A 21729-nucleotide genomic window follows, 5' to 3' on the forward strand; every position below is an offset into this window, starting at 1 on the left:
TACGATCTTGTCGAGCCTGAAAGCCGGGAATGCAATGAATCAAGTCACGACTCAAAAACCGCATGAATTGCTCGCCGCCACCTTGAGCGGTGAAATGGACGCGGTGAACACACTGATCCAGACCCGCATGGCGTCAAAACATGCGCCGCGCATCCCCGAAGTCACGGCGCATCTGGTAGGGGCTGGCGGCAAACGGCTGCGCCCCATGCTGACCCTCGCTGCCGCCCAGCTCTGTGGCTATGAGGGCGAACATCACATCAAACTGGCAGCAACGGTAGAATTCATCCACACCGCAACGCTGCTGCATGACGATGTGGTGGATGAAAGCGGCCAACGCCGTGGCCGACCCACGGCCAACCTGCTGTGGGACAACAAAAGCTCGGTTCTGGTTGGCGACTACCTGTTCTCCCGCAGTTTTCAGCTGATGGTCGAAACCGGCTCGTTGCGGGTTCTGGATATTCTCGCCAATGCCTCGGCCACCATTGCAGAAGGCGAGGTGCTGCAAATGACTGCCGCCTCCAACCTGGCCACCGATGAAGCAGTCTATCTGCAGGTGGTCCGGGGCAAGACAGCGGCCCTGTTTTCGGCTGCGACCGAAGTTGGCGGCGTCATCGCAGAGGCCCCGGCGGAGCAGGTCAAGGCGCTGTTTGACTACGGCGATGCGCTTGGCATTGCCTTTCAGATTGCCGACGATCTGCTGGATTACCAGGGCGACAGCGCCGCCACCGGTAAAAACGTCGGCGATGATTTCCGCGAGCGCAAGCTGACCCTGCCAGTGATCAAGGCCGTGGCCCAGGCCACCGATGACGAACGCGCCTTTTGGACCCGCACCATTGAAAAGGGCCAGCAGCAAGAGGGCGATCTGGAACAGGCCCTGGCCTTGATGGCGAAATACGCCACGCTTGAGGCCACCCGCCAGGATGCGCTGCTCTGGGCCGAGACGGCAACACAGGCTCTCGCCCCGCTGCCCGACCACCCGATCCGGCAAATGCTGCATGATCTGGCGGAATATGTGGTCTCCCGCCTGCACTAGACCAGGCCCAAAGTACCCAACACCCACGCCCGCCCCTGTGCGGGCGTTTTTATCTGTGCTTTGTCTTACCAAACGGCCCTAGGACGGATTATAGACCCATGCTGCGCCTTGTATTTCACTGCTGCATCATTGTCCTGCTCACAGCTCTGACCCAGCTCGGCGGCCTTGCCTGGGGGCTGTCGCGCCTGTTTCGCAGGCCTCTCCTGGCCTTTACGGGGCTGTATCTGGGGCTGGCAGTGCTAGCGGTCTGGGTCGCGCCAATGACCGGCAGAACCGCGCTGTCCTGTTTTGAGCGCGGGCCATTACAGGTGCAATCCTGGTTTTACTGCGCCACCAACCGGACCTATGTAACGCCAAAGCTAAAAGCCCTGTTGCAAGACGTCGCCGCGGAGGTTGAGGCGGACCATCCTGACACCCAGACGCTGGTACTGGATGCAGGCTTTCCCTTCTTCGCCGGGTTTCCACTGCTGCCGCATCTGTCCCATGACGACGGCGAAAAGGTCGATCTGGCGTTTTATTATGCGGATGCTGCAGGGCGTTACCTGCCCGGTCAAACCCGCAACCCAATTGGTTATTTTGCCTTTGAACAGGGTGCCAGCAGCTGCCCGGACCAATGGCTCAGCCTGCGTTGGGATCTGGCCTGGCTACAGCCCCTGTGGAAAACCTATGGATTAGAGCCTGATCGCAATCGTCTGCTGATTGAGACCCTGGCGCGGGATCTGCGCGTGGGAAAGATCTTTGTCGAGCCACACCTACAGCAGTCTCTGGCTCTGGCCGATGACAAGATCCGGTTTCAGGGCTGCCGGGCGGCGCGCCATGACGACCACATTCACCTGCAGCTCTAGCCCCCTAGCGCAGCGTTACCGCCTGTATCCACCAGTCAGGATGTTCGGCGCCGATCTCATAGGCGGCCATATGGGCCGCCTTTAGCGTCGGGTAAAGCGCAAAGCACGTGGCCCCGGACCCCGACATTCGCGACAGCATTTCATTCCCGGTGCTCCGCAGATCAGCAAGAACCCGGTCGATTTCCGGCGCCACATAAGCCGCCGGAATCTCCAAATCATTGCGCTGATCCTTGAGCCAGACGGCACAGTCTCTCGCCGTCTCAAAACTTGGGATCTCGTCCGGCATGGCAGGGTTGTCACGCCATGCGAGGCCCGAAAACACCGCGCCAGTTGGCACATGGCACCCAGGATTGACCAAGAGCGCCGGCAAGTCCGGCAGGGAGACCGGGGTGATCTGCTCGCCAATGCCCTGCATCCGTGCGCCCCTGGCAACCATACAGACCGGCAGGTCCGCCCCCAGGGACAGCGGCAGCTCTGGCGGCACTGTCAGCCCCTCTGCGGCCAGGGCGTTCAGTACGGCGGCCGCATCCGAAGATCCACCGCCAATCCCCGCCCCATGAGGCAGCTGTTTGTTCAAATGAATGGCACCAGCCCAGCCAAGCCCCTGCGCCGCCTTCCAGACCAGATTGCGCCCGTCCCGTGGGACGCCCTCGGCAAAGGGGCCGCGCAGATCTATGGCCATATCCGGGCCAGCCTCCAGCCGCAGGCGGTCGCCCAGATCGGCAAAGGCCACCAGCGAATCCAGCAGGTGATAGCCATCCGACCGTTGGCCGGTGACATGCAGGGTCAGATTGATCTTGGCCGGCGCGAAGACCTCAATCGCCATTGGCAACCTGCAGCGGGGCAGAGCCTTCCAGTTCCAGAACCGCCTCAAGGCCCAGCTCTAGTTTTTTGCGGATACGATCCGGGTCCGCCTCACCATCGCCGCGACCGGATTTGATGAAGGACAGGGCGCGTTTCCACTGGAACTCTGCCTCGCGCTGGCGCCCAACGGCCCAATAGACATCGCCTAGGTGGTCGCTGACCACCGGATCCACCGGCATCAGCTCTACCGCGCGTTCCATATGGGCCACGGCCTCCGTGTAGCGGCCAAGGCGGTAGAACACCCAGCCAAGACTGTCGACGATATAGCCGGAATTCGGCTGCGCCGCGACCGCGCGTTCAATCATCCCCAGGGCCTCATCCAGCTTTTCCGGGCTGTCTTCTTTTTCGATCATCGAATAGCCGAGATAGTTCAGCACCTGCGGGCTGTCGGGCTGCAACGCCAGCGAGGCGCGGAAATCGGCCTCTGCCTTTGGCCAGTCTTTCAGCCGCTCATAAGATATACCGCGGGCATAGTGCAGGAACCAACGGCTGCCGGCCTCTTCGGGCATATTGGACAGCGCAGAATCATAGGCCGCAATGGCGCCGGCGTAGTCCTCTTGCTGGCGCAACAGATCGCCAAGACTGATCGAAATCTGCGGCAAGTCAGGGAAATCCCTGAACAATTGCTCCAGCACTTCGGCGGCGGCATCCGGTTTGGCGGCGCGGCGCAGTGCTTCGGCGCGGCCCATTTCGGCGGCGTAATATTCCGGGTGATCGCTGGGCACCTGTTTGTAGGTGGCAATCGACAGCTCATAGCGCCCCAGCTGGTCCAGCAGTTCTGCACTGAGCAGCACCGCATCCACATGTTGCGGGCTCAAGGCCGAGGCAACACGGGCATACATCAGCACAAAGTCATTGGCGGCCTCGCCGTTCATCACTGCCGCCAGGGTAAAGAACACCTCGGCAATGCCGTCGCGGGCGGTGCTGGCAATGGAAAAGCCCAGAGCTTCCTTTGCCTGCAACCGGGCGCGGATTTCATCCAGGGCTGGATCACTGCCCGCGCCAAAGCTGTCATTCAACGTTGCAAGAGCCAGGTCAAATTCGCCCAGTTGCGACTGGATTTCGACCCGTGCCAACGCCGAGCGGCGCGACAACCGGGTCAGCCGCCCATCATCAGCTGCGAACAGCGCCTCGGCCCCGCCGTAATTGCCCGCCGACGCCAAGGCCAGCGCCTTGTGATAGTCTGCAAAGGGGCGCAGCGCCTCTTCCTCTGCGACGCGATCAAAAACTTCGATCGCCTTATCAACAGAGCCGATGCCCATCTGCGCCCAGGCCTCAATCAGCCCGTCGACAAGGGGGTGGATCTGGCGGATTTCCAGATTGCGATCCAGGATCGCCTGGTAGTCGTCAGACAGGGCAAAGCCGCCGACCATGACGATATTTGCGGCCTGACTGCGCACCTCGTTCTGCCACAGACGCTCTGCCACCGGGAGAGCCTGTTTCATTTGCCCCAGTGCCAGATGAGCAAACACCACGTTTTCCATCAACAACGGATTGGAGGGATCACGCACCAGCGCCCGGGTGTAATACTCTACCGCGGTGGAAAAATCGCTTTCAAAGGTGGCAGCCCGCCCGGCCAGATAGGCCCCGACCAGACCCTCTGCCGCTGCGCTTTGGGCTGTTACAAGAGATCCGGATGTCGAAAAGGCAACCAGGGCCAGCGCCGTCAGGCTACGAAAATGTGAAAGTGGCACCTGGAGTTCTCCTCTGCGTGTGCGGCTCGCTCAAACCGAATCGTAGTGCGGGACCAGCTGACACGCAATGGGGCGACCCGAAGGCCGCCCCAATTTTACGTGATTTCTATATGCAACCGGCTCTTAAGGCGTTCTATTGCCTATCTGGGTGCAGAGAATGCACCCAAACGCTTACATATTTGGATAGTTTGGACCGTCGCCGCCCTGGGGTGTGGTCCAGGTGATGTTCTGGCTTGGGTCTTTGATATCGCAGGTCTTGCAGTGCACGCAGTTCTGGAAGTTGATCACAAACTCCGGCTTGCCATCTTTTTCCACCACCTCGTAAACGCCGGCCGGGCAATAGCGCTGCGCCGGTTCGTCGAATTTGGGCAGGTTGGTCGAAATCGGCAGGTTGGGGTCCGCCAGGCGCAGATGGCAGGGCTGGCTTTCCTCGTGGTTGGTGGCGGCAAAGGACACATTGGTCAAGCGGTCAAAGGACAGCACCCCGTCAGGTTTGGGGTAGTCAATCGGCTGATGCTTGGAGGCTTCCTCGGTCGCCTCGGCGTCGTTTTTGCCATGTTTGATGGTGCCAAAGAAGGACAGACCCAGAATGTTGTTGGTCCACATGTCCAGACCGCCCAGCATCAGCGAGGCCATCAGCCCCCACTTGGACCACATCGGTTTGACGTTGCGCACCATCTTGAGGTCTTTGCCAATGGCGCCATCGCGTACAGCGGCCTCGTAATCGGGCAGCTCATCACCGGAGCGATCTGCCTTGATCGCCGCGTAGGCGGCCTCAGCGGCAGATTTCCCCGACAGCATGGCGTTATGGTTGCCCTTGATGCGCGGCACGTTGACCATACCGGCCGAGCAGCCCAGCAGCGCCACGCCGGGTGCAACCAGCTTGGGCATCGACTGATAGCCGCCCTCAGTAATGGCACGGGCGCCGTAGGCAACACGTTTACCGCCCTTCAGCAGATCGGCAACCATGGGGTGGTGCTTGAAACGCTGGAATTCCATGTAGGGGTACAGATGTGGGTTCTTGTAGTTCAGATGCACCACAAAGCCGACATAGACCTGGTTGTTCTCCAGGTGGTAAATAAAGGAGCCCCCCCCAGCATTCGAGTTCAGCGGCCAGCCCATGGTATGGGTGACGGTGCCTTCTTTGTGCTTGGCGGGATCAATCTCCCAGATCTCTTTCATGCCGACGCCGTATTTCTGCACGTCCTTGCCGGCCTGTAGGTCGTATTTGGCGATGACCTCTTTCGACAGCGAGCCGCGCACCCCTTCCGACAGGAAGACATATTTGCCGTGCAGCTCCATGCCTGGCTCGGTGTTGGGACCGTAAGAGCCGTCCTCTTCCAGACCAAAGACACCGGCAACCACGCCTTTGACTTCACCCTTGTCACCGTAGACCAGCTCAGAGCAGGACATGCCGGGGAAGATCTCAACACCCAGCTCTTCGGCCTGTTCGGCCATCCAACGGCAGACATTACCCATCGAGACGATGTAATTGCCGTGGTTGTTCATCAGCGGCGGCATCGGGAAGTTGGGAACCCGAATTTCGCCCGCTTCCCCCAACATGTAAAAATTGTCTTCTTTGACCGGAGTATTCAGCGGCGCGCCTTTTTCCTTCCAGTCAGGGATCAGCGCGTCCAGACCGCAAGGGTCCAGCACCGCACCAGACAGGATATGCGCCCCCACCTCGGAGCCTTTTTCCAGAACCACGACCTCAAGGTCGGCATCCAGCTGTTTCAAACGGATCGCGGCAGACAGACCAGCGGGGCCTGCCCCAACGATCACTACGTCATATTCCATTGTTTCGCGTTCGATCTCGGCCATAGAGCTGCTCCTTGGCTATTGTATTCGCTACCGGTCCCATCGCTGGGGGCGAGCTGGGAGTAATTTTCTTTCGCGGTTGCTTAGCGTTTGGCAACATACCAGGTCAATCCAAACTCTGCGTTAGTTGCATCAGATCCACGCTTTGCCGCAGGGGCACAGGCATTTTCCGGCGCTCAGGCCCCTTTTTCCGGCGTCTTGCCGGTCTCGGGGCTGTCTCCCATCAGATATCGCGGCCCCTTTCCCTTTTGGGCCGCTTGGTCCTGCGGGTTATAAAGCCTGCATTTGGGCAAAGACAAGCAGCCACAGCCAATGCAGCCATCCAGATTGTCGCGCATCTTTTGCAGGGTTTTGATTCGCGAATCCAGATGATCCCGGAAGCTGGTTGAAATCCGCGCCCAATCTTCGGGCGTCGGGGTGCGTCCGCCGGGCAGGGTTTTTAGAAAACCGCGAATCTCCGGCAGGGAAAACCCAAACTGCTGGGCAATCATGATGAAGCTGAGGCGGCGAATGTCTGCCCGGTGAAACCGCCGCTGACCGCCCGCGTTGCGCCAGGGCTCCAGCAACCCCTGCGCCTCGTAGTAGCGAATGGCCGAGACCGCCAGGCCAGTGCGTTCGGACAGGTAGCCAATTGCCACCCCTGCGGATTTTGCCATCTCGTCGTTCTCCTGAAAAAAGCTCAAAAAATGCTTGAGCTAAAGTTAGGTTTAGGAATTACCGTAAGGCGACTCATAGGTAAACGCCACTCAAAAAGGAGAAAGAAAATGAGCGCCATTCTGGAACACGCCAATATTACCGTCACCGACCCGCAGGGTACCGCTGCCTGGATGGCGGATGTCTTTGGCTGGCATACCCGCTGGTCCGGGGCCTCGATCCACAACGGCGTCAGCCTGCACGTTGGCGGCGCTGACAGCTATCTGGCGCTTTATCAGCCGCCCACCCAGCCACAGGCGCCAGGCAATAGCTACACCACCCGCGGTGGGCTCAATCATCTGGCCGTGGTTGTGGATGACATCAAGGCCACCGAAGCGGCGGTGGTGGCTGCCGGTTTCACCCCCACCAACCACGCAGATTACGAACCCGGTCTGCGCTTTTACTTTCGCGACAGTGACGGGATCGAATATGAAGTGGTGCAATACGATGATTGATTACTGTGGCAGGCTGATATGCCCAATCTCCCGGATCATGGCATTTTTCCGCGCAAACCCATTATAAAATCTGCAAAATTCGCTGATTGAGCCGATTTGCCGGTGCAGAGATTGCTCCGCCCCCTTGAAATTTGTGCCCAGATTGGGTCAGGTAAATGCCAACACAAAAGACAGGCCCCGCTGCAGTGCTGTGGCGGGGCTCTGCCTTTGGCAAACCGACATCATAATGACCCAAGAGCTACCCCGTTAGCCAAACGACCTGGACCCAAGATATGGAAAAGATCCCAATGACTTCTGCGGGTCACACCGCACTCGAAGCTGAGCTCAAGAACCTGAAATCGGTGGAGCGCCCAACGATTATTAAGGCCATCGCCGAAGCCCGCGAGCTGGGCGATCTGTCGGAAAATGCCGAATACCACTCGGCGCGCGAAAAACAGTCCTTTATCGAGGGCCGCATCAAAGAGCTGGAAGGAATTCTGAGCCTTGCAGATGTGATTGATCCGGCCAAACTCTCTGGCTCGATCAAGTTTGGCGCCAAGGTCACCCTGGTGGATGAAGACACCGACGAAGAAAAGACCTGGCAGATCGTTGGCGAGCATGAAGCCAATGTTGAGGCGGGCTTGCTGAATATCAAATCCCCCATTGCGCGCGCGCTTATCGGCAAAGAAGAAGGCGACAGCGTCGAGGTCCGCACCCCCGGCGGTGTGCGCAGCTACGAAATTCTGAGCATCCACTACGGCTAGGGCACAGCACTGGCGCAGGAGGGTCCGGTGTGGTTCTCCTTGCCTCTGGCCCTGAAACCGTTAGCCTTGTGTAAAGCCTGTATAAACCCAGACCTCCCTTCGGATTGCGAGCCTGCCTATGACTGCCCAGGATGCCTCCAAACGCCTCTCTCCCCTTGCGGGACGCGGCCCCAATGCGGGCCAACCCGAGGCCGGAATGGGCAGCGCCGAGGTGGTGGCGATTTTGCTGTCGGCGCTCTGGCTTTTGGTGATTCTGGGGCTTTATCTGCTGGCGCCGACGGATCAGGGGGTCGCCCATTGGACCCCAACCGTGCTGACGGCCTCGGCCATTGTGATGCCGCTGGTGATGATCTGGGTTGGCACCTCGGCGTTGCGCGCAGCGCGGGTCATGCGCAGCGAAAACCAGCGCCTGCAGGCGGCCATCGACAGTCTGCGCCACAGCTACCTGACCCATGTGCAGCAAACCGAGGCGGCGGGCGAACCAACCGTCAGCCAGAAACTGGAAGAAATCGCCGAGGCCGCCCGCAAGACCGAAACCGCCCTGGCCACCTTTCAAAGCAGCCGCCATGGCCCTGCCCGACCTGCCATTCCGGCAGAGGCCAGCAAGCTGGCCACCGAGGATCAGGGCAGTCTGGCGCTCGGCACCTCTGCAGAAGACATGGCGCCGCCCCTGCCCGCAGAGCAGTTCATTCGGGCGCTGAACTTCCCCGAGACCGCAGAAGATGAAGATGGCTTTACCGCCCTGCGGGCGGCGCTGAAGGATCGGAAGGCAGCACAGGTGGTGCAGGCGGCCCAGGATGTGCTGACCCTGCTGAGCCAGGATGGCATCTATATGGATGACCTGCGCCCCGATATGGCCCGCCCCGAGATCTGGCGACAATTTGCTCAGGGCACCCGTGGCCGCGCCGTCGCCGCCTTGGGCGGGGTGCGGGATCGCACCTCGCTGGCGCTGACCTCGGCCCGGATGAAGCAGGATCCCATTTTTCGCGATGCAGCACATCACTTCCTGCGCCGGTTTGACCGGATGTTTGCCGAGTTCGAAACCGATGCCAGTGATGGGGAAATCACCGCCCTGGGCGACACCCGTACTGCCCGCGCCTTTATGCTGCTGGGGCGGGTTGCCGGAACCTTTGACTAGCCGGAACCTTTGACCAACCGGAAGCTCTGAGCAGACCGACAGCGCCCTGTCTGGTGGCCCGGAATTTGACTGCTTGAAATTTGGCGGCCCTGACGGGCCGCTGCCTCCGGCGGAGGTATTTGGGGCAAGATGAAATCCCCGTCCTCCCCAAACCGATACGCCAGCCGCTACACAACACCACAAATCAGGGCGCCCAATGTCGGGCCTGCCACAGAGGGCCAGATTTACAGGTTAAAGGCGCTATAGGGGATGTAACGGACCAAGTCACCCGGTTGGATCTGCGCACCGCCATCTGCCAGTTCAACCAGGCCTTCGGCCCAGCTGAGGCCGGAAATGCGCCCGGAGCCTTCAGATTTGAACACCTCAACCTGACCCTGCCGGATGCGGGCGCGCAGATATTCGCGCCGGCCCGGTTTTTTGCGTTTGGCAAACGCGGCGGGCAGATCAAATCCCTGTGGCTGGTGCCAGTTGGCGCCGGCCATTTGCCCCATGGCGGGGCGGGCAAAGATCAGCGTGCAGACCAGGGCCGCCACCGGATTGCCGGGCAGCCCAAAGATCGGCACGCCCTGCCACATGGCCAGAGCCAAAGGGCGCCCGGGTTTCAGCGCGATGCGCCATTCCTGCAGGGCGCCGCTTTGGCGCAACAGCGCCGAGACGTGATCTTCGTCCCCCGCCGATGCGCCCCCGCTGGTGAGGATCACATCCACCTGCGCCGCAGCCGTATCCAGCCGGGCACGCAGAGCGTCGCGATCATCCACCACGCGCCCAAGATCCACCGGCACGAATCCCATCTGCCGCAACAGCGCCAGCAGCATTGGCCGGTTGGCATCATAGATCTGCCCCGCGGCGGCTGCCTCGCCAACCTCGCAGAGCTCATCCCCGGTTGACAGAACCCCCACCCGCAGGGGCAGGTAGACCTGGACCTGGGAAATACCAGCAGCGGCGGCAAGCGCCAGATCAGCTGGGGTCAGCACCCGTCCGGCTGGCAAGATCACCGCCCCCGAGGTCACATCCTCGCCTGCATTGCGGGTATTGGCGCCGCGTTTCAGCGGGCCATGGAAGGCGATCTCCGCTGCGCCCAGCGATACGTCCTCCTCCAGGATCACCGTATCGACACCATCGGGCAGCGCCGCCCCGGTGAGGATGCGGATGGCCTGACCTGCGGGCACCGCGCCCTCATAGGCCAGCCCGGCGGCGGCGCGCCCCGGCATCAGGGGCAGCACATGCGTACCCTCTGCAATTGGCCCGGCAAAACCATAACCATCCACTGCCGTATTGGGCAGCGCCGGATTTGAGCGGTTGGCAATAACATCAGCGGCCAGGATACGGCCTGCGGCTGTGGTCAGGGGCAGCTCTTCGCTGCTGACGACCCGCTGCAACCGCTTTCGCAGCAGCGCCAGGGCCTCGTCTACCGGGGTCCAATCGACGCCTGCGGGCAGGGAAAAACAATCGTTGCGCAGCGGAGGGGGGGTCAGGTTCATCGGCGTCCTACCTTTACAAAAGAGGAGCTAAAGCGACAGCTCTGCGGCGATAAAATCCGCAATCGCTGTGGTGTCATCCAGATCCAAAACCGGCTGTTCGCAGTCAAGCGGTACATCGCTGGCCAGGGCCCGAACACTGGTATCCTGGGGCGCGATCAGGGGTTGACCGGCGGCGGCGCGGTGGGCCTCGATCTTGGGGTGGGGTTCGCGCTTATAGCCCTCTACCAGCACCAGATCCACCGGTGAAAGCCGTGCCAGCAGCGCGGCCAGCGGTGGCTCTTCGGCGCCGCGCAGCTCTTGCATGATGGCAATGCGGTGGGTCGAGGCAAGGATCACCTCGGCGGCACCAGCCATACGGTGGCGGTGGCTGTCGGTGCCCGGCTGGTCCACATCGGTGCTGTGATGGGCATGTTTGATGGTCGAGACCGTCAGGCCGCGCTCAGTAAACTCGGTCACCAGCCGCTCCATCAGCCCGGTTTTGCCGCAGTTCTTCCAGCCAGTGATACCGTAGAGTTTCATCGCATCAGCTCCTCAGCCCGGGTGAGATCCGCAGGCGTGTTGACGTTGAAAAAGGGATCAAAGGGGGTAACGTCAAACAGCGCCTCGCGGCCTCCGTGCTGGTCGGTCCAGAGCACCACCTTGCGCAGGCCATCCTTGAGCGCCGCCCGCAGATCATCGCGCAGGGCCACCGGCCAGAGCCCAAAGGTCGGGTGGCGATTGACCTTGCTGCGGCCCCCCGATTTCAGCTCTTCTCCAGTGCGGGGTGTTGTCGCCAGCACCAGCGGGTGCGCCTGTCCCTTTGATGCCTCCACCAATCGCGCCACCAGATCCGTCGGGAAAAACGGCGTATCGGCAGCAGCGGTGACAATGGCATCAGCCCCCTGCCCGGCGGCCCAGTCGAGCCCGGCCAGCACCCCGGCCAGGGGACCGGCAAAGCCATCAATGCTGTCGGCCACCACCGGTAGCCCCAGGTCAGCAAAGCGCGCCGCATCGCCGTTGGCGTTCAGCGCCAAGCCTGAGACCTGTGGCTCCAGCCGGTTGCGGACCCGCGCAAGCAGGCTTTGGCCACCGATCTGCAACAGACCTTTGTCGCCGCCGCCCATCCGGGTGGCGAGACCACCGGCTAGGATTACTCCGAGGGGTTTGGTCATTTATTGATCTCCTATGACGTCGTACGGACGCGACAACAGAAAAGAGAGTGCAAAGCGCCCACCCCGTGAGGGGCGGGTTGGGCGCATCTCGGCTGTGCCGGGCTAGAAAACTGGAGAGACATTTCCAACCGGTTCACTCCGCCCCCTTCCTGCGATGTTTCTTTGCCTCAACCGGCGCGTCGCGCGGGTCCATGTCGCGCTCTAACCGCGCGTCGCCGGACAGGCAGACAAACCGCTGGCCCTTCATGCGGCCAATCAGGGTCAGGCCGACCTGCCGGGCGATCTCGACGCCCCAGGCGGTAAAGCCCGAGCGCGAGGCCAGCACCGGAATGCCCATCATCGCAGTTTTGATCACCATCTCGGAGGTCATCCGGCCCGTGGTATAAAGGATCTTATCCGATGCATCGACGCCTTCCGACAGCATCCAGCCGGCGATCTTGTCCACCGCATTATGGCGCCCCACATCCTCCATATAGACCAGCGGACGGTCCTGGTGACACAGCACCGTGCCATGGATTGCCCCGGCCTCAAGATAGAGCGAGGGGGTGCGGTTGATCTTATGCGCCAGGGCATAGAGCCAAGAGGTTTTCACCGGCGTGGCAGGCAGCTGCACGTCCTCTAGCCCCTCCATCATATCGCCAAAAACTGTACCCACCGCGCAACCAGAGGTGCGGGTCTTTTTCTGCAATTTTTCCTCATAGTTGGTCTCGCGGGCGGTGCGCACCACCACCACCTCCAGCTCTTCGTCATAGTCGACGCGCAGGATATCCTCGCCCGGCGACAGCATGCCCTGATTGCGCAGGAACCCCAGCGCCAGATACTCTGGGTAGTCACCAATGGTCATGGCGGTGACAATTTCCTGCCGATTCAGATAGATAGTTAGCGGGCGTTCCTCGACCACCGACAGGGCCACCGCAGCGCCGTGCTCATCATGGCCGGTCACGCCACGGGTGAGTCCTGGGCGCCCCGGATCGGGCGCAATCAGGTACTCGGATAAGATCTCCGTGAGGTCAGATGATTTTACCAATTGCAGAGCCCTTTGAAGCTGCCTACCAAGTTGTCAGTGAACTTAGGACGGGCGCATGGCAATCACCACCACGAAATCCCTGTTTTGGAAAGGACTGCGCGACAGCCTGCCCTTTCTGCTTGTGGCCAGTCCTTTTGGCCTATTGTTTGGAGTTCTGGCAGCCGAAGCGGGACTAAATGTCCTTGAGGCTCTGGCCTTTTCGCTCGCGGTTTTTGCGGGCGCCGCCCAGTTCACCGCCCTGCAACTGCTGCAAGAGAACACGCCGCTGCTGATCGTTCTGGTCTCGGCTCTGGCGGTGAATCTGCGGATGGGGATGTATTCCGCCTCGCTGACCCCCTACCTTGGCGATGCGCCGATGTGGCAGCGCGCCTGTGCCGCCTATATGACAGTGGATCAATCCTACGCCCTGTCGATCGTCAAATTTGAGACCGAACCAGAGATGACCACGCCGCAGCGGATGGCCTATTTCTTTGGCACCACCTCGGTGATTGCCCCCAGCTGGATGATCGCCACGGTCGTCGGTGCTTTGGTGGGGGCGCAGATCCCGGCAAGCTGGGGGTTGGATTTTGTGCTGCCCCTGGCCTTTCTGGCAATGATCGGCCCAATGCTGCGCACCCCTGCGCATATGGTTGCCTGCTTTGTCGCCATTGTCGCTGCGCTGCCTGCAACCTTGATGCCCCATAACCTTGGGCTGATTGTTGCCGGGCTGGCAGGTATGATGGCCGGCGCCCAGACCGAGCTCTGGCTTGAACGCAAAGCCGCCCGCCGCACCCCCAGCAGCAGTGCCAGCCAGGAGACCTCATCATGAATGGATTTGACAGCCTCAGCCTGTGGATTGTGATTACCGGCATGGCGGTCGGCAGCTTTGCCCTGCGGTTTGCCTTTATCGGATTTATGGGCGGACGCCCAATGCCTGCCTGGCTGATGCGGCACCTGCGCTATACGGCGGTGGCGATCCTGCCCGCCCTGGTCACGCCGCTGGTGGTCTGGCCCTCCCCCACGGGCGGCGAGATCAGCCTGCCGCATCTGGCGGTGGCGGCGCTGACCTTTGCGGTGGGGTATCTCACCCGCAATGTGCTCTGGGCATTGCTCAGCGGTGTCAGTGGATTTTTGGTGCTGTTTCTGCTGGGCTAAAGCTGACAAAAAAACGGCTGAGCAGGTTTTTTCCCCGCTCAGCCGCTCTGATCTTTACTTGGTCCGCCGCACGGATCACTCGCTCTGCGTGGTCTCGTAGTTCAGGACAACATTGCCCTCAGCCAGGGCCTTTTGCAGATCCGCGTCGTCATCCTCATAGTATTTGCTGGTGACAACGCCGGGGAGCGCACCGAACTGCTCGGACAGCTTCACCGGGTAGAATGTGGTTTTCAAACCTTGCAGCCCTGGGATCTGGCGCAGGATGGAGGAGGTGGAGTTGGCGCAATAGGCCCCGGGCACCCGACCATTTGAGATCGCCAGCTCATAGGCCAGCTGCGCCTGTGCAGGCGTGACCTCAAGACGCTGCACCACCACATGGTGGGTGCTGCGGGCATGGGCGCCGCGATAGGCCAGCACAACAGGCGGAGTGATGCCAAACAGCACGTCATTCCGTTCCGGCACCACATCGGCATAAAAGGATCCGGCAGGGTCAAAAATCACCCGCTCAGAGGCATTGATCATCAGGGAGGTATGACCACCGGAGCCGGTCCGGTTGTTGACCATGGTGAACAAGGTCAGCGCAGGTGGCCCGCTGTGGGTATAGGATGCTGCTGCAAGTGTCGCCGCATCCGCATTGGGCTTTTTCTGGGCCTCACAGCCCGCCAGCACAATACTGCCCGCCAAAAGAGTCATCGCCAGGCCAATACGACCCGGCGCCCGGCGCGCAACCGCTTTACCAGATGTCATGTGCAAGGATCAGGTTGCAAATACGGCGAGAAACAACGCCAGAAACACCAGGAAGATGGTGAAACGCGTGGTGAAGGTGATGAAGCCTGCATAGGTTTCTTCTTGAACTTTAGAGTCCATGGTACCGTGTTTGTGTTCAGCCATGATGGATCTTTCTATTCGCGTATGTTTTTTTGCTGGATACTGGATTTCAAATTGCCTGTCACCACGTCATTGCCGCACAGGGGGGCAAAAACCCCAACCTGCGACCAATCCGTCGCGTCCTTGCCCCAATCCGCAGCTGTTCTGCCCGCCGCAGCCCCCGGACAAGGCGCACCGCCGAATCGCCGCCCCTAGGTCTCCAGGTCGCTGGCCAGACGAAATCCGATGCGATTGGCCGGGACTTCCTCGCGGGGTTTGGGCAGGGCGCGCAGCATCACGTTCATCTGGCTCACATGCTGCACCAGTTGGGTTTTGGCGCCTGCGCCATCGGTGCCATAGAAGGTCACGATGTCAGGGTCATAATACCCCATGCCCTCGATGCGCAGCACCCCGGCGTCACCGCCGACAAAGCCCATGGCCACCTCGTGCTCGCTGTCCAACTGCTTCTCGAAGTTCTGGATATAAAGGATCAGCCGCTCATAGGCCCAGCGCGCCTGGCTCTTGGCACCATCGGTTTTTTGCAGCTGTTCTGGCACTTCGGTGAGACCATTTTTGGCCTCCGGGTCCGCATGCACCTCATGGACGCAGGGCAATGCCGCGGCCTCGACGGCCTCGGCGCTGGTTGAAATCTTGTTGTCCATGGCCTTCACTCCCCTGCCACTCTTCTGCCGGGGAACACCCGGCGCCTACTCTATGCTCTGGTACAGCCAGGCGTCGTTGTCGCCCTTGACGCGGCTGACGCGACCTGTGCGGTACAGATGATTGACATGGGCCACCGCCTCTACCAGTGCAAGCCCATATTCACCCTCGCCAATCTTACGCTTGAACAGCGGCGCAAAACAATCGGCTGCGGTCTTTGGCGTTTCAAGATGGTTCATCAGCCGGTCCAGCGCGCCGTGGTGATTGTCGATCAGCTGCCGCATGCGCAGCGGCAAACGGGTAAAGGGCAGCTTATGGCCCCCCAGCGCCAGATGATCCGGGCGCGACAGCGGTGCCAGCCGCTCGCAGGCCTCCAGCCATTCGCCCAGGGGATCGGCCATGGGTTCGGTGGCATAGACCCCGATATTGGGGCTGATCGAGGCCAGGATCTGGTCGCCAGTGATCACAAGATTGTCATCGCGACTCCAGAAGGTGGCGTGTTCGGGCGCGTGGCCATTGCCCATATGCACATCCCAGTCACGCCCGCCCATGCGGAAGACATCGCCCTGTTGCACCCGGGTAAAGCCCAGCGGCATCGGGTAGACCATATCGGAGAAATTGAAAGGCCGGTCGGCAATGCGTTTGTCATAAATCTCCCCGTCCATCCCGGCCGAGCGGTAATAGGCCAGGGTTTCGGCGGGCCAGGTTTCCTGCACATCCAGCGTCAGCATCCGGGCAAACAGCCAGGCGGTGCGGCTGGTGACCAGCTCGGCGCCGTATTCGGACTGAAACCAGCCCGCCAGCCCGATGTGATCGGGGTGATGATGGGTGCCGACAACCCGGCTGATCGGCTTACCCTTCAAGGGACCTGCCATCAGGCTTTGCCAGATCTCGCGGCTTTTGCGGGTGTTAAAGCCGGTGTCCACCACCGTCCAGCTGTCGCCCTCGTCCAGGGCATAGATGTTGACGTGATCCAGCTTCATCGGCAGCGGCTGGCGCATCCACAGAACCCCTTCGGCGACCTCAATCGCCTCGCCCAGCGCGGGCGGTTCGGTCCAGGGGGTGCGGGGACCTACTTCGGGGACACTTGCCATGATCAGCCTGCCAATTCTTCAAGAGTGAGCGCCATGGTGCCGGCGGCACCTTCCTGCACGTGGGTCAGCAGACCCGAATGTTCCGGCAGCATGCGTTTGATGTAGAACCGCGCCAGTTTTTCGCGCGGGCCACCCTTGTCGGCAATGGCCGCAGACAGGTGGTAATGGCCGCCCAGAACCCGGGCAAAGGCGCGCAGATAGGGCACCGCCCCGGCAAAGCGATCCTGCAGGTCGTCCTGCTCTACCAGCCATTCGGTGGTTTCACGCAGGGATTCGCAGGCCTGCCAGACCGCCTCTCCCATATTGGGATGGGTGGCCCGGGCACCCTCGGCCTGGGCTTCGATCTCGTCAATGATGCGATGGGCCATATCGCCGCCATCCATCATCTTGCGCGCCACCAGATCCATCGCCTGGATGCCATTGGTGCCCTCGTAGATCGAGGTCACCCGCACATCGCGCAGGAACTGAGCCGCGCCGCTTTCCTCGATAAAGCCCATGCCGCCATGTACCTGGATGCCCAGATCGGCCACCCGAATGCCGGTCTCGGTGCCAAAGGCCTTGGCGATTGGGGTCAGAAAGGCAGCCCGCGCCTTCCAATCCGCAGCCCCGGTTGCGGTCTGCATATCGGTGGCATGGGCACAGGCCAGCAGGATGGCCCGCGCAGCGTAGGTATCGGCTTTCATCTCCATCAGCATCCGGCGCACATCGGCGTGATCCGCGATAAAGCCCGAGGGCGTCTTCCCCTGTTTGCGCTCCAGCGCATAGGACAGCGCCTGCTGATAGGCAGCTTCGCTAACGCCAACGCCCTGGCCGCCGACGCCCAGGCGGGCATTGTTCATCATGGTGAACATCGCCGCCATACCCCCATGTTCGGGGCCAACCAGCCAGCCCTTGGCGCCATCAAACTGCATCACGCAGGTCGGGCTGCCATGCAGGCCCATCTTATGCTCCAGGCTGACCACACCCAATGTGTTGGCGGCGCCCATGGTGCCCTCCTCGTTGGGCAGGAACTTGGGCACCAGAAACAGCGAGATCCCCTTGGTGCCGGGCACCCCATCGGGCAATCGCGCCAGCACCAGATGGCAGACATTCTCGGCAAAATCATTGTCGCCCCAGGAGATATAGATCTTCTGGCCGGTCACCGCATAGGATCCATCGCCATTGGCTTCGGCCTTGGAGCTGAGCGCCCCCACGTCAGAGCCTGCCTGCGGTTCCGTCAGGTTCATGGTGCCGGTCCATTCCCCCGAGATCAGTTTCGGCAGGTACATCTGTTTCAGGACGTCACTGGCGTGATGCTCCAGCGCCTCGATCTGGCCCTGGCTCATCAGGGGTGCCAGCTGCAAAGACAGGCAGGCCCCCGACATCATCTCATTCACTGCCGCCGTCAGGGTCATCGGCAGCCCCATGCCGCCCTGCTCAGGCGCGGCGCTCATGCCAATCCAGCCGCCCTCGGCAATGGCCGTGAACCCCTTGCCAAAGCCGGGCGAGGTCCGCACCACGCCGTTTTCCAGCGCCGCAGGTTGCACATCACCCGCCCGTTGCAGCGGCGCCATGACCTCATCACACAGCTTGCCCGCTTCGGTCAGGATCGCAGTCACCAGTTCACGGCTTGCCTCGCTGAACCGGTCTGTCTGGGCGATCTGCTCGAAGCCAATCACGGTGTTCAGGAGAAACTCATACTCGGAAACGGGGGCACGGAAGGTCATAGGCATCCTCTTGTCGGCCTTGGGGATAATCGCGGGCGCAGGCTTGGCATTGCCCAAACCGCCCGGTATGTCTGTTGCGCTGTCTGTCAGTTTAGCTGATCGATTACCTAACCTTCGCCCCCTTGCAATCAACCAAAACGCCGCGTCACCCAAAATGCCTCAAGAAACCGACCAAAAAGCAACGCAAATGCTGGATGCCTCCGCCAGCGGGATCAGTCGCGCAGCGCAGCTGCTGCGGCAGGGCGATCTGGTCTCTTTCCCAACCGAGACGGTCTATGGCCTGGGCGCCGATGCCCGGCGCGGCGATGCGGTGGCGGCGATCTATGCCGCCAAGGGGCGTCCCAGCTTCAACCCGCTGATCGCCCATGTGGCCTCGGTTGAGGCTGCAAAACGCCACGTCATATGGAATCCTTGGGCCGAGACCCTGGCCCGCGCCTTCTGGCCCGGACCGCTGACGCTGGTGCTGCCGCTGGCACCCGGACATGGTATCTCCGAGCTGGTCACGGCCGGGCTCGACACCCTGGCGGTGCGGGTGCCAGCCCATCCCACGGCGCAAAAGCTGCTGGCGGCGCTCGACGGTCCCGTAGCGGCCCCCTCGGCCAACCCTTCGGGGCGGATCAGCCCCACAACGGCGCAGCATGTCATGGCCGGCCTTGCCGGGCGTATCGCCGCCGTGGTTGCAGATGGGGCCTGCGGTGTTGGTGTCGAATCCACCATTGTTGGCCTTGCAGGGGAGGCGCCTGTGCTGCTGCGCCCCGGTGGTCTGGCAGCCGAGGAAATCGAAGCAGTACTGGGCCAGCCCCTGGCCACACGCGACCTCCACGACCCCCTGACAGCGCCCGGCCAGCTCCTGTCCCACTACGCGCCACAAGAGCGGGTGCGCCTCAATGCAACCTCTGCGCGCGCGGGCGAATGCTACCTGGGATTTGGCCACTACAGCGGCGCCCGCGCCTGCGACCTTTCCCTGTCCACGCGCGGCGATCTGGTTGAGGCCGCCGCCAATCTCTTTGGCCATCTGCATCATCTGGATGCGCAGGGGCAGCCCATTGCCGTGGCCCCCATCCCCGAGACCGGCCTTGGCGCTGCCATCAATGACCGGTTGCGCCGCGCAGCAGCGCCGCGCGATGTGTCCTCACCAGCTCCAAGTAACTAGGCCCACCCCTAGATAACTACCCCCCCTAGAACCGTCGCAGTTCAGGCGCTCCCGGCACTGGCCGAAAGCGACAGCGGATCAATCCCCAGGGAGCCAAGCGCCGCCTCCCATTTATCCACATCCGCGGTCTCAAAAATCAGCGCATCCGTGCTCTCGGTGGTGAGCCAGCCATTGGCAATGATCTCTGCCTCCAGCTGCCCCGGCCCCCAGCCGGCATAGCCCAGCATGATCAACAGCTTCTCAGGCCCATTGCCCTGGGCAATATCCTCAAGAACATCCAGGGTTGCAGTCATGCCATAGCCCGGCGGCACCGTCAGGGAATTGATACTGGATTCATACTCCGGTGAATGCAGTACAAACCCGCGCTGCACCTCCACCGGCCCGCCAAAGCGGATGGCCTCTTCGCCCTTGCCTGCCGCAATCACCGGGATCTCCAGCTGCTCAAGCAGATTTCCCAGCTGCACCTCCGGCGCAACCTTGTTGATGATCAGCCCCATGGCCCCGTCTTCGCTGTGCGAACACAGAAAAATAACCGAATGCTCAAACCGAGGATCGCCAATGCCCGGCATCGCGATCAATAACTTCCCGGTGAGATCCATATCCTGCCCTTTCCCTTGGCTGTTACAGCGTCTCCCGCAGCATGCCGCCCAGCTTCCGAAGGTGCAAGAGCCTCCGGGCGATCCGGTCACAACAGCGCAGTCAAGCATTTGACCAGATCGTGACTTGGCAATTGCCCCGCAAGAGGCCATTTATATTTCCATGCATGAATATCGTCCTCCCCTCGGCCCACAAACCGATCCCAGATCCGCCGCCGCAAAACCGGCGGTCAGCCTGCGCAGCCTGATGGCTGCTGCGGTTGCAGTGTTTGCTTCGGCGCTCACCCCGTTTGCGGCCAAGGCACAAAGCGCCCTGCCCACCAGCATGGATGAGCTGGTGCAAGTGGAAATCCTCGACGGCGGTGTCTCACCAGATGGGACATATATCGGCGCCCTGCGCCTGACCCTTCGCGACGGCTGGAAGACCTATTGGCGCGCCCCCGGCGAAGCAGGCATCCCCCCCAGTTTCACCTGGCGTGGCTCCCGAAATGTCGGCGAAATGTCGATGACCTGGCCCACACCCGAGGTGTTCTTGACTTCTGGTTATCAGACCATCGGCTATCACCATCAGCTGGTGCTGCCGATAGAGATCACCCCCGAAAGGCCCGGCCGCCCGGTGCGGCTCAAAGGACGGATGGAGCTGGGCATCTGCAAAGATATCTGTGTGCCATCGGAACTGTCTTTCGACCATCAGCTAGATTCAGCAGCGCCGCGCAACCCGGCCATCGTCGCCGCCATTGCCGCCCGCCCCTTTTCCGCCCGCGAAGCCAGGGTCTCCGCCAGCACCTGCCGCTTGACGCCAACCAAATACGGTATCGAAGTCGAAGCCCGGATCACCATGCCCAGCGCTGGTGGCACCGAGGTCGCGGTGATCGAAGCTGGCTCGCCGCATCTGTTTGCTGGCGCCACCACCACCCGGCGCAGCGGTGGTACTCTGGTGGCCACATCCGAGCTGCTTCCCACCCGCGCGGGCAGCCTGGCTGCGGTGGATCGCTCACAATTGCGGATCACCGTTCTGGGGCAAAAACATGCGGTGGATATCTCTGGCTGCACAGCTGGATAACCGCCGGGTAGCGTCCGGGTAACTGCGAAATGGTGCCAGAATGTCGATAACCCAGCCCCACCGCCCCGTTCTCGGGGCCATTGCCGTGGTCTACCACCTGGGACAGGTCATCCTGATCCAGCGCAAGACCGAGCCCAATGCCGGCTGGTGGGGCTTTCCCGGTGGTCATGTGGAGCTGGGCGAAACCGCCATGCAGGCAGCCATCCGCGAGCTGTTTGAGGAAACCGGCGTCGTGGCCCGCCCCCTGGAATATCTGACCAATATCGACGTCTTGCTGCGTGATTCTGTGGGTGCGGTGCAAAAGCAATATCTGCTGACGGCGGTTCTCTGCGCTTATGAAAGCGGCATCCCTGTGCCTGATGATGATGCCCTGCAGGCCAGCTGGATCCCCGTCGATGAAATCGAAGAGCGGGGATTGGAGCTGATTGATCAGGTCGCAGACGTGGCCCGCCTGGCCCGCCAAAGACAGGCATAGCAAAAACCAGCCTAACAAAAACGGATCTAGGCTGTCCGG

The 21729-nt window shown here is 61.4% G+C and carries 24 protein-coding genes; 10 read left to right on the forward strand and 14 right to left on the reverse strand.

What is annotated here, in order from left to right:
• Positions 1 to 34 precede the first annotated feature (34 nt).
• Complete coding sequence (locus JZI28_RS15990) at positions 35 to 1033, forward strand: polyprenyl synthetase family protein (RefSeq protein ID WP_375698244.1); 999 nt, start codon at positions 35 to 37, stop codon at positions 1031 to 1033.
• Positions 1034 to 1131: 98 nt separating this feature from the next.
• Positions 1132 to 1878, forward strand: coding sequence for a hypothetical protein (locus tag JZI28_RS15995; protein ID WP_375698245.1), 747 nt, complete (start codon positions 1132 to 1134; stop codon positions 1876 to 1878).
• Positions 1879 to 1882: 4 nt separating this feature from the next.
• On the opposite strand, the gene JZI28_RS16000 is transcribed toward JZI28_RS15995, so the two are convergent.
• From JZI28_RS16000 to soxR, 4 genes are all read right to left on the reverse strand, one after another.
• Complete coding sequence (locus tag JZI28_RS16000; RefSeq protein ID WP_375698246.1) at positions 1883 to 2704, reverse strand: 4-(cytidine 5'-diphospho)-2-C-methyl-D-erythritol kinase; 822 nt, start codon at positions 2702 to 2704, stop codon at positions 1883 to 1885.
• A complete protein-coding gene (locus tag JZI28_RS16005) occupies positions 2694 to 4436 on the reverse strand; it encodes a tetratricopeptide repeat protein (protein ID WP_375698247.1) in 1743 nt (580 codons plus the stop codon). Before JZI28_RS16005 ends, JZI28_RS16000 begins: the two co-directional genes overlap by 11 nt.
• A gap of 171 nt (positions 4437 to 4607) precedes the next feature.
• On the reverse strand, positions 4608 to 6257 hold the full coding sequence (locus JZI28_RS16010) for an electron transfer flavoprotein-ubiquinone oxidoreductase (protein ID WP_348156517.1): 1650 nt from the start codon (positions 6255 to 6257) through the stop codon (positions 4608 to 4610).
• A 173-nt stretch (positions 6258 to 6430) separates the two neighbouring features.
• A complete protein-coding gene (soxR, locus tag JZI28_RS16015; RefSeq protein ID WP_295454919.1) occupies positions 6431 to 6910 on the reverse strand; it encodes a redox-sensitive transcriptional activator SoxR in 480 nt (159 codons plus the stop codon).
• 108 nt (positions 6911 to 7018) lie between these two features.
• Here soxR and JZI28_RS16020 point away from each other — a divergent pair, with 108 nt between their 5' ends.
• The 3 genes from JZI28_RS16020 (at position 7019) to JZI28_RS16030 (ending at position 9283) form a co-directional block, all read left to right on the forward strand.
• Positions 7019 to 7402 carry a VOC family protein gene (locus JZI28_RS16020; RefSeq protein ID WP_297342031.1) on the forward strand — a complete coding sequence of 128 codons (384 nt, stop codon included), beginning with the start codon at positions 7019 to 7021 and terminating at the stop codon, positions 7400 to 7402.
• Positions 7403 to 7674: 272 nt separating this feature from the next.
• Positions 7675 to 8145, forward strand: a complete 471-nt coding sequence (gene greA / locus JZI28_RS16025) for a transcription elongation factor GreA (RefSeq protein ID WP_295454916.1) — start codon at positions 7675 to 7677, stop codon at positions 8143 to 8145.
• 118 nt (positions 8146 to 8263) lie between these two features.
• Positions 8264 to 9283 (forward strand): hypothetical protein, encoded by a 1020-nt coding sequence (locus tag JZI28_RS16030; protein ID WP_375698248.1) that lies wholly within the window; start codon positions 8264 to 8266, stop codon positions 9281 to 9283.
• A 224-nt stretch (positions 9284 to 9507) separates the two neighbouring features.
• On the opposite strand, the gene glp is transcribed toward JZI28_RS16030, so the two are convergent.
• From glp to JZI28_RS16050, 4 genes are all read right to left on the reverse strand, one after another.
• Complete coding sequence (gene glp / locus JZI28_RS16035; protein WP_375698249.1) at positions 9508 to 10764, reverse strand: gephyrin-like molybdotransferase Glp; 1257 nt, start codon at positions 10762 to 10764, stop codon at positions 9508 to 9510.
• Positions 10765 to 10791: 27 nt separating this feature from the next.
• On the reverse strand, positions 10792 to 11283 hold the full coding sequence (gene mobB, locus JZI28_RS16040; RefSeq protein ID WP_375698250.1) for a molybdopterin-guanine dinucleotide biosynthesis protein B: 492 nt from the start codon (positions 11281 to 11283) through the stop codon (positions 10792 to 10794).
• Positions 11280 to 11915 carry a molybdenum cofactor guanylyltransferase MobA gene (mobA, locus tag JZI28_RS16045; protein ID WP_375698251.1) on the reverse strand — a complete coding sequence of 212 codons (636 nt, stop codon included), beginning with the start codon at positions 11913 to 11915 and terminating at the stop codon, positions 11280 to 11282. Before mobA ends, mobB begins: the two co-directional genes overlap by 4 nt.
• Before the next feature lie 133 nt (positions 11916 to 12048).
• Positions 12049 to 12942 (reverse strand): formate dehydrogenase accessory sulfurtransferase FdhD, encoded by an 894-nt coding sequence (locus tag JZI28_RS16050; protein WP_375698252.1) that lies wholly within the window; start codon positions 12940 to 12942, stop codon positions 12049 to 12051.
• Positions 12943 to 12997: 55 nt separating this feature from the next.
• Here JZI28_RS16050 and JZI28_RS16055 point away from each other — a divergent pair, with 55 nt between their 5' ends.
• Positions 12998 to 13750, forward strand: coding sequence for an AzlC family ABC transporter permease (locus tag JZI28_RS16055; RefSeq protein WP_295454908.1), 753 nt, complete (start codon positions 12998 to 13000; stop codon positions 13748 to 13750).
• Positions 13747 to 14076, forward strand: coding sequence for an AzlD domain-containing protein (locus tag JZI28_RS16060; protein WP_348154535.1), 330 nt, complete (start codon positions 13747 to 13749; stop codon positions 14074 to 14076). Before JZI28_RS16055 ends, JZI28_RS16060 begins: the two co-directional genes overlap by 4 nt.
• A gap of 75 nt (positions 14077 to 14151) precedes the next feature.
• Here JZI28_RS16060 and JZI28_RS16065 read toward each other — a convergent pair whose 3' ends face one another.
• From JZI28_RS16065 to JZI28_RS16085, 5 genes are all read right to left on the reverse strand, one after another.
• On the reverse strand, positions 14152 to 14823 hold the full coding sequence (locus tag JZI28_RS16065) for a hypothetical protein (RefSeq protein ID WP_375698253.1): 672 nt from the start codon (positions 14821 to 14823) through the stop codon (positions 14152 to 14154).
• Between the two features lie 9 nt (positions 14824 to 14832).
• A complete protein-coding gene (locus tag JZI28_RS16070) occupies positions 14833 to 14967 on the reverse strand; it encodes an aa3-type cytochrome c oxidase subunit IV (RefSeq protein WP_295454903.1) in 135 nt (44 codons plus the stop codon).
• A 188-nt stretch (positions 14968 to 15155) separates the two neighbouring features.
• Positions 15156 to 15605, reverse strand: a complete 450-nt coding sequence (locus JZI28_RS16075; RefSeq protein WP_295454901.1) for a DUF6173 family protein — start codon at positions 15603 to 15605, stop codon at positions 15156 to 15158.
• Between the two features lie 45 nt (positions 15606 to 15650).
• Positions 15651 to 16697, reverse strand: a complete 1047-nt coding sequence (locus tag JZI28_RS16080; RefSeq protein WP_375698254.1) for an MBL fold metallo-hydrolase — start codon at positions 16695 to 16697, stop codon at positions 15651 to 15653.
• Positions 16698 to 16699: 2 nt separating this feature from the next.
• Complete coding sequence (locus JZI28_RS16085) at positions 16700 to 18403, reverse strand: acyl-CoA dehydrogenase (protein ID WP_375698255.1); 1704 nt, start codon at positions 18401 to 18403, stop codon at positions 16700 to 16702.
• A gap of 187 nt (positions 18404 to 18590) precedes the next feature.
• Between JZI28_RS16085 and JZI28_RS16090 the strand changes: the two genes are divergently transcribed.
• Entirely contained in the window at positions 18591 to 19556 is a 966-nt protein-coding gene (locus JZI28_RS16090) for an L-threonylcarbamoyladenylate synthase (protein WP_375698256.1), read from the forward strand.
• Positions 19557 to 19597: 41 nt separating this feature from the next.
• On the opposite strand, the gene JZI28_RS16095 is transcribed toward JZI28_RS16090, so the two are convergent.
• Positions 19598 to 20155 (reverse strand): YqgE/AlgH family protein, encoded by a 558-nt coding sequence (locus JZI28_RS16095; protein ID WP_295454895.1) that lies wholly within the window; start codon positions 20153 to 20155, stop codon positions 19598 to 19600.
• Between the two features lie 244 nt (positions 20156 to 20399).
• Between JZI28_RS16095 and JZI28_RS16100 the strand changes: the two genes are divergently transcribed.
• Together JZI28_RS16100 and JZI28_RS16105 are read left to right on the forward strand one after the other, a co-directional pair.
• The gene (locus tag JZI28_RS16100) at positions 20400 to 21215 is read left to right on the forward strand and encodes a protein-disulfide reductase DsbD domain-containing protein (RefSeq protein WP_375700114.1); all 816 of its coding nucleotides are present in this window, start codon (positions 20400 to 20402) and stop codon (positions 21213 to 21215) included.
• Positions 21216 to 21255: 40 nt separating this feature from the next.
• The gene (locus JZI28_RS16105) at positions 21256 to 21690 is read left to right on the forward strand and encodes an NUDIX hydrolase (protein WP_375698257.1); all 435 of its coding nucleotides are present in this window, start codon (positions 21256 to 21258) and stop codon (positions 21688 to 21690) included.
• The last annotated feature ends 39 nt before the right edge of the window (positions 21691 to 21729 follow it).

This window comes from Pseudophaeobacter sp. TrK17, assembly GCF_042192375.1.
Classification (GTDB): Bacteria; Pseudomonadota; Alphaproteobacteria; order Rhodobacterales; family Rhodobacteraceae; genus Pseudophaeobacter.

What these genes read in the sequence shown, in the direction of transcription:
- JZI28_RS15990 (WP_375698244.1), top strand. Translation starts at nt 35, where the DNA reads ATGAATCAAGTCACGACTCAAAAACCGCATGAATTGCTCGCCGCCACC.
- JZI28_RS15995 (WP_375698245.1), top strand. Translation starts at nt 1,132, where the DNA reads ATGCTGCGCCTTGTATTTCACTGCTGCATCATTGTCCTGCTCACAGCT.
- JZI28_RS16000 (WP_375698246.1), bottom strand. Translation starts at nt 2,704, where the DNA reads ATGGCGATTGAGGTCTTCGCGCCGGCCAAGATCAATCTGACCCTGCAT.
- JZI28_RS16010 (WP_348156517.1), bottom strand. Translation starts at nt 6,257, where the DNA reads ATGGCCGAGATCGAACGCGAAACAATGGAATATGACGTAGTGATCGTT.
- soxR (WP_295454919.1), bottom strand. Translation starts at nt 6,910, where the DNA reads ATGGCAAAATCCGCAGGGGTGGCAATTGGCTACCTGTCCGAACGCACT.
- JZI28_RS16020 (WP_297342031.1), top strand. Translation starts at nt 7,019, where the DNA reads ATGAGCGCCATTCTGGAACACGCCAATATTACCGTCACCGACCCGCAG.
- greA (WP_295454916.1), top strand. Translation starts at nt 7,675, where the DNA reads ATGGAAAAGATCCCAATGACTTCTGCGGGTCACACCGCACTCGAAGCT.
- JZI28_RS16030 (WP_375698248.1), top strand. Translation starts at nt 8,264, where the DNA reads ATGACTGCCCAGGATGCCTCCAAACGCCTCTCTCCCCTTGCGGGACGC.
- glp (WP_375698249.1), bottom strand. Translation starts at nt 10,764, where the DNA reads ATGAACCTGACCCCCCCTCCGCTGCGCAACGATTGTTTTTCCCTGCCC.
- mobB (WP_375698250.1), bottom strand. Translation starts at nt 11,283, where the DNA reads ATGAAACTCTACGGTATCACTGGCTGGAAGAACTGCGGCAAAACCGGG.
- mobA (WP_375698251.1), bottom strand. Translation starts at nt 11,915, where the DNA reads ATGACCAAACCCCTCGGAGTAATCCTAGCCGGTGGTCTCGCCACCCGG.
- JZI28_RS16055 (WP_295454908.1), top strand. Translation starts at nt 12,998, where the DNA reads ATGGCAATCACCACCACGAAATCCCTGTTTTGGAAAGGACTGCGCGAC.
- JZI28_RS16060 (WP_348154535.1), top strand. Translation starts at nt 13,747, where the DNA reads ATGAATGGATTTGACAGCCTCAGCCTGTGGATTGTGATTACCGGCATG.
- JZI28_RS16065 (WP_375698253.1), bottom strand. Translation starts at nt 14,823, where the DNA reads ATGACATCTGGTAAAGCGGTTGCGCGCCGGGCGCCGGGTCGTATTGGC.
- JZI28_RS16070 (WP_295454903.1), bottom strand. Translation starts at nt 14,967, where the DNA reads ATGGCTGAACACAAACACGGTACCATGGACTCTAAAGTTCAAGAAGAA.
- JZI28_RS16075 (WP_295454901.1), bottom strand. Translation starts at nt 15,605, where the DNA reads ATGGACAACAAGATTTCAACCAGCGCCGAGGCCGTCGAGGCCGCGGCA.
- JZI28_RS16080 (WP_375698254.1), bottom strand. Translation starts at nt 16,697, where the DNA reads ATGGCAAGTGTCCCCGAAGTAGGTCCCCGCACCCCCTGGACCGAACCG.
- JZI28_RS16085 (WP_375698255.1), bottom strand. Translation starts at nt 18,403, where the DNA reads ATGACCTTCCGTGCCCCCGTTTCCGAGTATGAGTTTCTCCTGAACACC.
- JZI28_RS16090 (WP_375698256.1), top strand. Translation starts at nt 18,591, where the DNA reads ATGCTGGATGCCTCCGCCAGCGGGATCAGTCGCGCAGCGCAGCTGCTG.
- JZI28_RS16095 (WP_295454895.1), bottom strand. Translation starts at nt 20,155, where the DNA reads ATGGATCTCACCGGGAAGTTATTGATCGCGATGCCGGGCATTGGCGAT.
- JZI28_RS16100 (WP_375700114.1), top strand. Translation starts at nt 20,400, where the DNA reads ATGGCTGCTGCGGTTGCAGTGTTTGCTTCGGCGCTCACCCCGTTTGCG.
- JZI28_RS16105 (WP_375698257.1), top strand. Translation starts at nt 21,256, where the DNA reads ATGTCGATAACCCAGCCCCACCGCCCCGTTCTCGGGGCCATTGCCGTG.